General features: G+C 58.0%; 10 protein-coding genes. 4 read left to right on the forward strand and 6 right to left on the reverse strand.

All coding sequences use genetic code 11. The features are described from left to right. Positions 1–94: 94 nt before the first annotated feature. The 3 genes from OKC43_RS08960 to prpB are packed head-to-tail and all read right to left on the reverse strand — an operon-like array spanning position 95 to position 3,576. Positions 95–1,540 (reverse strand): bifunctional 2-methylcitrate dehydratase/aconitate hydratase, encoded by a 1,446-nt coding sequence (locus OKC43_RS08960; protein ID WP_160881750.1) that lies wholly within the window; start codon positions 1,538–1,540, stop codon positions 95–97. Positions 1,541–1,550: 10 nt separating this feature from the next. After that, the gene (gene prpC / locus OKC43_RS08965) at positions 1,551–2,678 is read right to left on the reverse strand and encodes a bifunctional 2-methylcitrate synthase/citrate synthase (protein ID WP_236271461.1); all 1,128 of its coding nucleotides are present in this window, start codon (positions 2,676–2,678) and stop codon (positions 1,551–1,553) included. A gap of 10 nt (positions 2,679–2,688) precedes the next feature. Continuing rightward, entirely contained in the window at positions 2,689–3,576 is an 888-nt protein-coding gene (prpB, locus tag OKC43_RS08970; protein WP_236271509.1) for a methylisocitrate lyase, read from the reverse strand. Between the two features lie 147 nt (positions 3,577–3,723). Here prpB and OKC43_RS08975 point away from each other — a divergent pair, with 147 nt between their 5' ends. The 4 genes from OKC43_RS08975 (at position 3,724) to rsmF (ending at position 9,119) form a co-directional block, all read left to right on the forward strand. Further along, on the forward strand, positions 3,724–4,350 hold the full coding sequence (locus OKC43_RS08975) for a paraquat-inducible protein A (RefSeq protein WP_236271462.1): 627 nt from the start codon (positions 3,724–3,726) through the stop codon (positions 4,348–4,350). Continuing rightward, positions 4,334–4,936, forward strand: coding sequence for a paraquat-inducible protein A (locus OKC43_RS08980; protein ID WP_005333132.1), 603 nt, complete (start codon positions 4,334–4,336; stop codon positions 4,934–4,936). Before OKC43_RS08975 ends, OKC43_RS08980 begins: the two co-directional genes overlap by 17 nt. A 55-nt stretch (positions 4,937–4,991) precedes the next feature. Further along, positions 4,992–7,544, forward strand: a complete 2,553-nt coding sequence (locus tag OKC43_RS08985; RefSeq protein WP_236271463.1) for an MlaD family protein — start codon at positions 4,992–4,994, stop codon at positions 7,542–7,544. A gap of 144 nt (positions 7,545–7,688) precedes the next feature. Further along, positions 7,689–9,119 (forward strand): 16S rRNA (cytosine(1407)-C(5))-methyltransferase RsmF, encoded by a 1,431-nt coding sequence (gene rsmF / locus OKC43_RS08990; RefSeq protein ID WP_236271464.1) that lies wholly within the window; start codon positions 7,689–7,691, stop codon positions 9,117–9,119. A 226-nt stretch (positions 9,120–9,345) separates the two neighbouring features. Here the strand turns inward: rsmF and OKC43_RS08995 are convergent, their stop codons facing one another. The 3 genes from OKC43_RS08995 to OKC43_RS09005 form a co-directional block, all read right to left on the reverse strand. Continuing rightward, entirely contained in the window at positions 9,346–9,630 is a 285-nt protein-coding gene (locus tag OKC43_RS08995; protein ID WP_236271465.1) for a RepB family protein, read from the reverse strand. Between the two features lie 161 nt (positions 9,631–9,791). Beyond that, positions 9,792–10,733 (reverse strand): site-specific integrase, encoded by a 942-nt coding sequence (locus tag OKC43_RS09000; RefSeq protein ID WP_265344088.1) that lies wholly within the window; start codon positions 10,731–10,733, stop codon positions 9,792–9,794. A gap of 372 nt (positions 10,734–11,105) precedes the next feature. Then, positions 11,106–11,885 (reverse strand): TatD family hydrolase, encoded by a 780-nt coding sequence (locus OKC43_RS09005; protein ID WP_236271467.1) that lies wholly within the window; start codon positions 11,883–11,885, stop codon positions 11,106–11,108. Positions 11,886–11,890 lie beyond the last annotated feature (5 nt).

The raw sequence follows: 11,890 nt of genomic DNA on the forward strand, positions 1-11,890 counted from the left end.
ATCGAGGGATAAGCCGCCAGAATAACAAAGCGGGCCGATGAGCCCGCTTTTCGTTTATCACTGTTTGCCGATATGTTGGCCAATGCAAGAGCGATCAGATCACCAGCAGATCCATAAAGGCGTGCACCGGGGTGGCGGCAAGGCGCGGCCCATCCTGACAGAGGGCCAGAATGTCGCTGACCCGTTTGGCCGGGAAGCGGGTGGCCAGATTGTGCTGGAATTTATCCACCAGCAGCGGGATCCCCTCCTCCCGACGGCGACGATGGCCGACCGGATACTCCACTTCCACCTTGGCGGTGTGAGTGCCGTCCTTGAAGAAGATCTGGATGGCGTTTGCGATGGAACGCTTGTCTGCCTCCAGATACTCGCGGCTGTAACGCTTGTCCTCCTGCACCACCATCTTGCCGCGTAGCGCGTCGATGCGGGGATCGGCGGCAACATCGTCCTCGTAATCCTCGGCGATCAGGCGACCGAAAATGAGCGGCACCGCCACCATGTACTGCAGGCAGTGATCCCGATCGGCCGGGTTGTTGAGGGCGCCGACCTTGCTGATGATGCGAATGGCCGACTCATGGGTGGTGAGTTCGATATGGTCGATCTCCTCCAGCCGTCCCTTCACCTGCCCATGCAGCTTCATGGCGCACTCCACCGCGGTCTGGGCGTGGAACTCGGCGGGATAGGAGATCTTGAACAGCACGTTCTCCATCACATAGCTGCCGTACCCCTGATGCAGAGAGAACTGATGGCCCTTGAACAGCACGTCGTAGAAGCCCCACTTGGGGGCGCTTAGTACGCCGGGATAGCCCATCTCGCCGCTCATGGTGATAAGGGCGAGGCGCACGGCGCGCGAGGTGGCATCCCCCGCCGCCCAGCTCTTGCGCGACCCCGCATTGGGGGCATGACGGTAGGTACGCAGGCTCTGGCCATCGACCCAGGCCTGGGATACCGCATCGATCACCTGATCGCGGGTGCCACCCAGCATATGAGTCACCACGGCGGTGCTGGCGACCTTGACCAACACCACGTGATCGAGACCCACCCGGTTGAAGGAGTTCTCCAGCGCCAGCACACCCTGAATTTCGTGGGCTTTGACCATGGCCACCAGCACATCTGCCATGGTGAGCGGCGCCTTGCCCTCGGCCACGCGAGTACGGGAGAGCCAGTCGGCGGTGGCCAGAATACCGCCCAGATTGTCGGATGGGTGACCCCACTCGGCGGCCAGCCAGGTGTCGTTGTAATCGAGCCAGCGGATGATGGCGCCGATATCCCAGGCCGCCTTGACCGGATCGAGGCAAAGCTGGGTACCGGGCACCCGGGCACCGTGGGGTACCAGTGTACCGGGGACTATGGGGCCAAGGTGCTTGGTACATTCGGGGAAGCGCAGGGCAAGCAGGCCACAGCCAAGGGTGTCCATCAGGCAGTAGCGGGCGGTGTCGAGCGCCGACTCGCTGGTAATGGGGTGGTTGCAGACATAATCGGCAATATCGACCAGTACCTGATCGGGCTCGGGTCTGTGGTTGACGTCGACGTTGGCGGACATCGTGATTTCCTTATCGTTGTTGTAGGGAGACAAAGTGACGGGGGGCCGGGCCGACATAATCGGCGCTCGGGCGGATGATCCGGTTGTGCACGCGCTGCTCCATCACGTGGGCGCACCAGCCGGTGACCCGCGAGCAGACGAAGATGGGGGTGAACAGCTTGGTCGGGATCCCCATGTAGTGATAGGCGCTGGCGTGGAAGAAGTCGGCGTTGGGAAAGAGCTCTTTCTCCTCCCACATCACCTTCTCCGCCTCGCAGGAGACGCGATAGAGACGATCATCCCCCACCGCCTCGGCGAGCTTGGCCGACCACTCCTTGATGATGACGTTTCGCGGATCCGAGGTGCGGTAGATGGCGTGGCCAAAGCCCATGATTTTCTCCTTGGCCGCCAGCTTGGCCAGCAGTTCGCGCCTTGCCTGCGCTTCATCCTGCCAATCTTCAATCATCGCCATGGCCGCCTCGTTGGCTCCGCCGTGGAGCGGGCCGCGCAGGGTACCGATGGCGGCGGTGATGCAGGAAAACATGTCGGAAAGGGTTGAGGCGCAGACCCGCGCCGCAAAGGTGGAGGCGTTGAACTCATGCTCGGCGTAGAGGATGAGAGAGACATGCATCACCCGCCGCTCCAGCTCGCTCGGTGCCTTCTGGTGCAGCAGCGCCAGAAAGTGGCCACCGATACACTCCTCGTCGCTGTCGAGGGCGATGCGAACGCCCTCGTGACTGAACTTGTACCAGTAGATCAGAATGCCCGGAAAGGCGGCCAGCAGCCGATCCGCCACTTCATGCTCATGTTCGAAACCATCTTCCGGCTCCAGATCGCCGAGCATGGAGCAACCGGTGCGCAGCACATCCATGGGGTGAGCATCGGCGGGAATGCGCTCCAGTACCTCCAACAGCGGCTGGGGCAAGGTGCGCAGGCGACGCAGCTCGCGCTTGTAGGCGTCAAGCTGCTGTTCACCGGGCAACTCACCCTTGAGCAGCAGATAGGCGACCTCCTCGAACTGGGCGCTGTCGGCCAGCTCCTTGATGTCATAGCCGCGATAGGTAAGACCGGTGCCACTCTTGCCCACGGTGCAGATACTGGTCTCCCCTGCGCTTTGGCCGCGCAGACCGGCCCCGCCCAACGGTTTTTGCTGTCCCATAAGCTGCCTCCTATTCCTTGGCTGTAAACAGACGATCCAGGGTCTGCTCGTAGTGGTGATATCCGAGGAAGTCGTAGAGCGACTCCCGGGTCTGCATGGTCTCCACGACGGCCCTTTGATGGCCATCCTGGCGAATATGTTGATAGACGTTGAGGGCGGCCTGATTGGAGGCCCGATTGGCACTCAATGGATAGAGCACCATGTCAACCCCGTGGGCGGCCAGTTGCTCTTTGTCAAACAGCTCGGTTTTGCCGAACTCGGTCATGTTGGCGAGGATCGGCACTTTGGCCGCCAGCTTGAACTGGTCGTACTGGGCAAGCTCGGTCACTGCCTCGGCGAAGATCATGTCGGCGCCAGCGGCCACATAGGCGGCGGTGCGCTCAAGAGCCGACTCAATCCCTTCCACTGCCAGCGCATCGGTGCGGGCCATGATGACGAACTCGCCATTCTCGCGAGCATCCACTGCCGCCTTGATCCGATCACACATCTCCTCCAGCGACACCACCGCCTTGTTGGGGCGATGACCGCAGCGCTTCTGGGCCATCTGATCTTCCATATGGACGGCGGCGACTCCGGCCCGCTCGAACGCGCGAATAGTGCGGGCGATGTTGAATGCCCCGCCCCAGCCGGTGTCGATATCGACCAGTAGCGGCACACGGGTTGCGGCGGTGATCCGTTCGGCATCGATCAGCACGTCGTTGAGGGAGGTCATGCCGAGATCCGGCAAGCCGTAGGAGGCATTGGCTACTCCGGCACCGGAGAGATAAAGAGCTTGAAAGCCGCTGCGCTCGGCCATCAGCGCCATGTAGGCATTGATGGTGCCGACGATCTGCAGGGGATGTTCATTGGCAAGAGCGGTGCGAAAGCGCAGGCCTGCCGAGGGGGACAAACTGGACATCATGACTCCTTTCACCTGTCTAGTCTGGCTATCTAATATCACGTTTACGTTAACGTCAATTATACTTTCGTAACATTCCGGCTGCAGGCAAGACAGGAAACCGGTTTTAGGGTAAATTTCACCAATTCCTTCAACAGGTTGAATTGTATGATGGAGCCCGGTTCCGTAATTGTCTGTCCGGCGTGCGACTTGCTGATCCAGCGCAAAGCACTGCCGCTGCGTCGCCATGCCCACTGCCCGCGTTGTCACCAACATCTCTATGGCCGTTATGCCTTTCGTCCCTCCCAGTTGATGGCCCTGACCATCACCGGATTTCTGCTGCTCCCCTCCGCCTTTTTTGAACCGCTGATCTATCTGCGCCTGGCTGGGGTCAATACCGACGCCGACCTGCTGCGCGGTATTCTGGTGCTGTTTGGCGAGGGCGAATGGTGGGTGGCCAGCCTGGTGCTCTGGTGCGCCGTGTTGGCGCCAGTGGGATTATTGGCGGGGATCTTTGCGCTGGCTTCGGGTCTGGCCAAACGTTGGCACATTCTTCCCGTCACCTTGAAGCTGGTCGAGGTGTTTCGCCACTGGGCCATGCTGGAGGTCTATATCGTCAGCCTGCTGGTTGCCCTGTTCAAACTGATTGACATCGCCGATGTGCGCCTTGGTGGCGGCTTGCTCAGCCTCGGTATTCTGATGCTGCTCAACATGACCCTGTTGATCCTGTTTGACCCCACCCCCTACTGGGCGCGGATCCCGTTAAAGGAGCCGGAACATGACCAGCGCCCGTGAGATGGGGCTCTGCCGCTGCCATACCTGCGGTCTGCTGGTGCGTTATCAAGCCGGGGCAGTCTGCCCCCGTTGCAGCAGCAAATTGCAGGTGCGCATCCCCCGCTCCCTCGCCTGGTCGTGGGGCTTGCTGGCACTCGCCACCTTCATGTTGTTGCCTGCCAATCTGTTGCCCATAACCCATTTCTACAACAAGGGGTTGCTGCAGTCAGATACCATCTTCAGCGGTATCATGATGCTCTATCGCAGCAAAATGAGCGGGATTGCCACCATAGTCCTTACCGCCAGCATACTGGTGCCAGTGGGCAAAATATTGGGACTGGGCTGGATCTGCTGGCAGTTGCAGCGGGCCAAACCGGTGCGGCGCAAGCGCCAACTGGTAATGTATCGGGTGATCGATTTTATCGGTCGCTGGTCGATGCTGGACTTGTTCGTGATTTCGCTGATGGTGGCACTGGTCGATCGGGGTGTACTGCTGAGTGTCCGCGCTGGCCCGGGGGCCACCGCCTTTGCCGGTGTGGTGGTGCTGACCATGATGTCGGCCCGCATGCTCGATACCCGTTTACTGTGGGACAAGGCGGCCCGTTGATGATTTCTCTGTTTTTGTCTGATGTGCTGTTTAATCCAGCCAATAAGGAGTCACTATGATCGGGGCTGAACCCGTCATCGAAAAGCGCCGCTGGTTATCGCCGGTCTGGCTGTTACCCCTGATAGCCCTGCTGCTGGCAGGTGGTTTTCTCTATCAGCAGGTATTAAGCCGTGGCCAGCTTATCCAGATCAACTTCGCCCAGGGCAACGGCATCTTGCCGGGTAAAACCCAGGTGCGTTATCAGGGGGTGGCTATCGGCGTGGTGCAAGAGCTGGAGCTGGCTGAAGATGGCCGCAAGATTGCGGTGATGGCCAAGATTGACAGCCGTGCCAGACCGCTGATCCGCAAGGGATCCGACTTCTGGCTGGTGAGCCCCAAGGCGTCGCTCACCGAGATATCCGGCCTCGATACCCTGGTCTCCGGCAACTACATCAACCTGCAACCGGGGCGTGAAAGCAATCCGCTGGAGGAGACCTTCGATGCACTGGAGGGCCCTCCTCCCGGTTATCAGGCTCAGGGGCGCATGCTGCACCTGACCGCCGATTCGCTGGGTTCTGTGGGGATTGGCGCCAAGCTCTATTTCCGCGGTATCGAGGTGGGCAGCGTCATCAATACCCGCCTGGGTCAAGACAACCAGAACGTCATTCTGGATCTGGTGATCGAGCCGCGTTTTGAACATCTGGTCAAAGCCGATACCCGCTTCTGGAACATCAGCGGCATCAAGGGCTCCTTCAGTCTGGCTGGGGTGAGCGTGGAGGCCGGCAGCCTCACCTCCATTCTGAGCGGCGGCATTGCCTTTGACTCGCCCAAAGATTCACCAGAGCCGGAGAAAGGACAGACCTTCGTCCTCTATAAAGGGCTGGCGGAAGCGGCACGCGGCTCGCGTATCGACATTGCGGCTGGCGATCTCCCGGTCAAAGAGGGGATGCCCATCCTCTATGAGGGGATCGAGATCGGTCGTATCGACCCCATTCGGCTTACCGATAAAGGCCGGATGGTCACAGCGCTGATCAACCCGGAGCAGGCTTATCGCATTACCGACAAGAGTCAACTGGTGTGGGAGAGCGTCTCCCTCTCCGCGACCGGCGTGCAGCATGCAGATCGCCTGCTCTCCGGCCCGGCCATTCGCCTCGACTATGTAGCGGGCAAACCGGCACAGAAGATGGTTCTGACCGATCGCGCGCCCCAGAGCGGCACCAAGGTGGTGCTGCAGGCTGACGATCTGGCGGGGCTCAATCAGGATGCCCCTGTCTGGTACAAGGGATTGCAGGTGGGCCGCATCAGCCAGCTCACCCTGGATGCGCGCGGCAATGCCAGCGTCGAGCTGGTGATGGCGCCGAACTATGGCCATCTGCTCAACCGTGCCCGTTTCTATCGCGCCGCCCCGTTGCAGATCGATGCCGATCTGAGCGGCATCAAAGTAGAAACCAGTCCGGCCAGTGCCTGGTTGGGGGGCGGGATCAAGCTGGTACAAGCCAGCAGTGGCGAACGGATTAACCGTCTCTACCCGAGTCAGGAGCTGGCACTGCTCGGCACCCGTGATGCCAAGCCCCAGCGCTGGTTGCTCAAGGCAGATCAGGCCGATGGCATCGGCATTGGCTCACCTGTGCTCTATCTGGGGTTGGAAGCGGGCAAGGTCAAACAGCTGCGCGCCGCCAAAGAGGGGGTCGAGATCGAACTCGAGATTGATGGAGTCTATGCTCCCCTCCTCACCCAACAACCCCAGTTCTGGAAAAAACCGGCCATCGACACCAAGGTGCGGGTCGATGGGGTGCAGGTCAAGGTGGGCAACCTCGGTACCTTGCTGCGCGGTGCCATCGAGTTCGATCGGTTGGCCAATGGCCGTAGCAGTCATCAACTGTTCGATTCCAGGGAGCAAGCCAAGGCCAAGATGCGCCAGCTGTCACTAGTGGCAGACAGCAATCCGGGGCTCGGGATTGGCAGCCCGATCCGCTATCGTGGGGTCGATATCGGCAAAATTGAAGAGATCGAGCTGGAGCCGTCACTGGGTCAGGTGATCTTCAAGGCGGAACTCGATGGCCACTACGCCGAGCGTTTCCTGCAGTCCGGCGCCCGCTTTACTCTGGTGCAAGCCAAGCTGGGGCTGGGCGGTGTCGCTCACCTCGATACCCTGATCAAGGGGGCGTTTGTAGAAGCACAACCCGGTAAAGGCGCTGGCAAAGATCGCTTCCCCTTGAGTCAGGTCGGCCCGGTGGGTCTGGCCCTGACCCTCAAGAGCCCCTCCGTCAATGGCCTGAGCGTCGGCAGTCCGCTACTGTTTCGCAAGATGGTTGTGGGCAGTGTCACCAAGGTAGCGCTGGCTCGGGATGGCAGCGAGGTGGTGATCGATGTCAACGTGGATCAGGAGTATGCCCATTTGGTGCGGGCCAACTCCCGTTTCTGGAATGTCTCCGGGGTCAAGGCGGATATCGGGCTGACCGGCGGTACCATAGAGGTCGAGACAGTACAGAGCTTGCTGGCCGGCGGCATCGCCTTCAATACGCCGGAGAAAGAGATGGGTCCAACCGTCAAAGCGGGCCACAGCTATGCGCTCTACGGCAAGGCCGAGAAAGAGTGGCTGGAGTGGAGTCCGCGTATCCAGCCCTGATCTCTTCCCTTTGTATCTCATCCAAGCCCGGCACGGTGCCGGGCTTTTTTATATTCCGGTGCCTATTGATAGGGTTCAGATTCAGAATATTCTTAGCCTTGTGTTAGGATATCGCCCCTCTTTTTCGGTCAACGAGACGGCACAGTGCACGACAACACCTTCCTTCCCGATTACTTTTTACGCCACATTGCGGCCATCATGCCGGCCCATCTCTCGATGGATGAGTTTGTGGCCAGTTGTCGACGTCCGCTGCGCCGCAGCATTCGGGTCAATACCTTGAAGATCGCCGTCTCGGATTTCGTCGCCCTGATGGAGCCACTGGGTTGGCAGCTCGACCCTGTGCCCTGGTGTGATACCGGCTTCTGGCTGACCCGCAGCGATGAAACCGTCCCACTTGGCAACACCGCCGAGCACTTGAGCGGGCTCTTCTACATTCAGGAAGCGAGCTCCATGCTGCCGGTGACGGCACTCTTTGCCAGCGACAAGATCAAAGCGGATGGCATGTTGCTGGATGCGGCGGCGGCCCCCGGCTCCAAGACCACCCAGATAGCCGCCTTGATGAACAATCAGGGGATGCTGGTTGCCAACGAGTTTTCCAGCAGCCGGTTGAAAGTGCTTAGCGCCAATATCCAGCGCTGCGGCGTGACCAATGTGGGCATGACCCATTTTGATGCCAAGGTATTTGGCCAGTGGTTGCCGGAGACCTTCGATGCCATCCTGCTCGATGCCCCCTGCTCCGGTGAAGGGACGGTGCGAAAAGATGAAGATGCGCTGCGCAACTGGAGTATCGAGAGCATCGACGAGATTGCAGCGGTGCAACAAGGGTTACTTGAGAGCGCCTTCCATGCCTTGAAACCGGGCGGTGTGCTGGTCTACTCCACTTGTACCTTGAGTGAGCAGGAGAATCAGGCAGTCTGCCAATCCCTGCTGGATAAGTTTGGCGATGCCTTGAGTTTTGACTCGCTGGCTGACCTGTTCCCCCATGCAGAGCAGGCCTGTACATCCGAAGGATATCTGCACGTTTGGCCCCAGATCTTCGACAGTGAAGGCTTTTTCGTCGCCAGACTACGCAAGCTTCACTCGGTGCCCAACACCATGTTCAAGCCGGACAAGCTGGGTAAATTCCCTTTTGCGCCACTTCCTGCCAAAGAGGCGGAACCCATATTGCGCGAGATCGAAGCCAACTTTGGGGTGGCACCGCAGGGTCAGCTGTTTGGCCGCAATGACGAGATCTGGCTCTTCCCCCAGCGGTTTGATCAGGTGCAGGGCAAGCTTCGTTTCGATCGCATCGGCATCAAGTTGGCCGAAACCTTCAAGAAAGGTTATCGCCTCACTCATGAGTGGGCACTGGCCTATGGCGATAAAGCAAGCAAGGGCGTGGTCGAGCTGGATAGCGCCAATGCGCGGGAATTCATGATGGGGCGGGATGTCTGGCCAGAACAGGATGCTGGCACTGGCGAGGTTATCGTCCGCTATCAGGGGCATACCCTGGGCATGGGGAAATGGGTGGGGAGTCGGGTCAAGAATGCCCTCCCCCGCGAGCTGGTGCGTGACAACAATCTGTTCAATGCGTAGTGGGCCGCTCGGTGCATAAGCACTTGAACGAGTCTGAAATACCCACACTCTGGTTGAACTTTTCTTCGGATCTTGAAAAGCCTTGAGCCTTGTCTAAGCTTAAGGCAATCCGAACACCAGTTAGCGCACGGCTCTGCAAGGAGCCAATTCCCCTATGCCAGGTACAAGGAATTCGTACCTGGCTTTTTTTATCTCTTCACGTATCGCTGTTACTTCACTTTTGTGTCTATTCAACGGTCTCTTCGACCTGTGTGGCGACTCTGTTTTCAAACGGAGGTTCTCTACCCAGCTCATGTTGGTAGAGCAGATCGATCGCCTGCTCGATGAGTGATGCCTGACTGTCTTCGAGATGAAGACCCAGTGCGGCCAATCGTTCGGCGTGGCGATTGCTGATCCAGCATTGCAGCCGGGTATGGGTCTCCTGCTTGCGTTTTACATGTTGGCGCTGCCGCTCGGCATTGTTTTGGGGCCCCGCCTCTTGCTCTTCACGCACTGTCATTTCTTGGGTCATATGTCCTTGCGATATTACATTTCCGAGTTTGTTATCTCTCATCACATGCCATTATCCATTGGAAGATGCCCCTTCCACCTTGGGCTGCTGGCTGCACGGCAAATATATCATTAGATCAACAAGATATCATTTAACATAAAAAATGAAGTGACGCAGTTCTGTCAAAGCAAGCCATCAAGGGCATGATCGGAGAATTTGTGGGCGTCATCGAAGTACTCCTGCAGGGTTCGCATATCCTTGTGGCGCGTCACCTCGATGATCTTGTTCATCGGTTTGCCGGCAGTCACGGCAGAGGTGATAAATCCGCGCCGCAGGCTGTGGCCACTGACGTAAAGATCGTCGATGGCTTGACCGGTTCGCCGCTTGATCATCAGATTGATGCCTTGTGGGCCGAGTGGTTCGGCCATCAGTTGACCCCAGCGGTTCATGCGCCGAAATAGCGGCCCCTCGCTGATCCGGCTTTTGTGTAGCCACTTTTGCAGTGCCGATACGGGGCAATAGTGCTTGCCCGGGATCAGGGCTATCTCGGTTTCATGAAGCTGATGCTTGCTCGGTTTGAGACGAAGGCGGATCCCCTGCCCCACAAAATCGAGATCGCTCACCTCAATTCGGGCCGCTTCCGAGCGGCGCAAAGCGCCACTGAACATCAACAGCAACAGGGTGTGATCACGCAAGCCAGCCAGATCACCGGTGTCGATGCCATCGAGCACCTGGGTCAATGGCTGCAGCGTCAGGGCGCCGGTTTTGCGTTTGCGATTATCCCCCAATCTGACAATACCGCGCATCATCTCCTTGATTTCGGGATGTTCGGTGGGCATGGGATGAATGCCTTTCTGCTTGAAGGCATAACGGATCCCGGCAAGCCGTCTCACCAGGGTTGCCGGTTTACGAGGTTCACCGTTGCGTAGCTCCCCTTTTCCCTCTTCTTTATCCAGCCATACCCAGTCTGCCAATACGCCGTCAGCCTGATCAGCAAGAAAGTTCATGATGTCGTGATGGGTTGTTTGTAGCGGATCCAGTCCGTGCAATTGGCACCAGAAGACAAAAATACGGGTATCTGCCTGATAGGCATTGAGGGTGGAATCCGCTTTTGCACTGCGCAAAAAGCGGCGTGCCCGACTATTTAGCTGTGCATCGAAAACAGTCTGCAGTGACTGATAAGTCGGATTGGACAAGGATGGATATGCCACGGAACACTATGATTCATATGATGTTTGAGAGGATCTTACAGGATCCTTCACACACATCAAGTATCGATAATGAATATTATCGATACTTATAGCCTGATATTTTTATACCTCTTGGCCACATTAGATAAACGAAACATCGGAATATGATTCGTCTCAGTTTGTATGGATGAACAGGTTACATAGACTGGGTAAATGTGAGAGATAACACGGTTCGGTGTTGATATTCAGGTGGGTAATCAGATTGGTATTTGAAATATAAAAGCCCCGAGCAACGGGGCTTATGTGTTATTTTTTCGCCAGCTTGAAGAGTTCAAAGAAATTTCGGCTAGTGGCTTCTGCCAATTCGTTAAGCGGAATATGGCGCAGGTCGGCAATAAACTGGGCAACGTCTCGCACAAAGGCGGGTTCGTTCTCCCTCCCCCGATGCGGCACGGGGGCAAGATAGGGCGAGTCGGTCTCGACCAGCAATCTGTCGAGGGGCAGAGTCTTGACCACCTCTTGCAGGGCAGACGCATTTTTGAAGGTAGCGATCCCCGAGATGGAGATATAGAACCCCATCGCCATTGCTGCTTCTGCCATTTCGAGGGATTCGGTGAAGCAGTGCAGCACACCGCCAACCTGATCAGCGCCCTCTTCACGCATGATCTGCAAGGTATCTTGCTGGGCATCGCGGGTATGGATGATCAGCGGCTTGTTCAGCGCGCGAGCAACCCGGATATGTTCGCGGAAAGAGGCTTGCTGAACGTCCTTGTTTTCGGGCGAGTAAAAGTAATCGAGACCGGTCTCACCGATGGCCACCACACGTGGATCGGCAGCTTGCTTGAGCAGCAACTCGGCATCGACACCGGGTTCCTGATTGAGCGGGTGTACCCCGCAAGAGGCAAACACTTGGGGATAGGGGGCGATCGCCTCGAGCATGGTCGGGAACTGTGCCTGAGTCACACTGACACAGAGAAAATATCCCACGTCCAGTTTCGCGGCCTTGGCCAGTACATCAGCCATGCTGGTCTGCTTGCTGCCATAGCTGAGGCGATCGAGATGACAGTGGGAATCAACGAGTAACATATAAA

The sequence above is a fragment of the Aeromonas sp. Y289-2 genome (genome assembly GCF_027705925.1).
GTDB lineage: Bacteria > Pseudomonadota > Gammaproteobacteria > Enterobacterales > Aeromonadaceae > Aeromonas > Aeromonas veronii.

What these genes read in the sequence shown, in the direction of transcription:
- OKC43_RS08960 (WP_160881750.1), bottom strand. Translation starts at nt 1,540, where the DNA reads ATGTCCGCCAACGTCGACGTCAACCACAGACCCGAGCCCGATCAGGTA.
- prpC (WP_236271461.1), bottom strand. Translation starts at nt 2,678, where the DNA reads ATGGGACAGCAAAAACCGTTGGGCGGGGCCGGTCTGCGCGGCCAAAGC.
- prpB (WP_236271509.1), bottom strand. Translation starts at nt 3,576, where the DNA reads ATGTCCAGTTTGTCCCCCTCGGCAGGCCTGCGCTTTCGCACCGCTCTT.
- OKC43_RS08975 (WP_236271462.1), top strand. Translation starts at nt 3,724, where the DNA reads ATGATGGAGCCCGGTTCCGTAATTGTCTGTCCGGCGTGCGACTTGCTG.
- OKC43_RS08980 (WP_005333132.1), top strand. Translation starts at nt 4,334, where the DNA reads ATGACCAGCGCCCGTGAGATGGGGCTCTGCCGCTGCCATACCTGCGGT.
- OKC43_RS08985 (WP_236271463.1), top strand. Translation starts at nt 4,992, where the DNA reads ATGATCGGGGCTGAACCCGTCATCGAAAAGCGCCGCTGGTTATCGCCG.
- OKC43_RS08995 (WP_236271465.1), bottom strand. Translation starts at nt 9,630, where the DNA reads ATGACCCAAGAAATGACAGTGCGTGAAGAGCAAGAGGCGGGGCCCCAA.
- OKC43_RS09005 (WP_236271467.1), bottom strand. Translation starts at nt 11,885, where the DNA reads ATGTTACTCGTTGATTCCCACTGTCATCTCGATCGCCTCAGCTATGGC.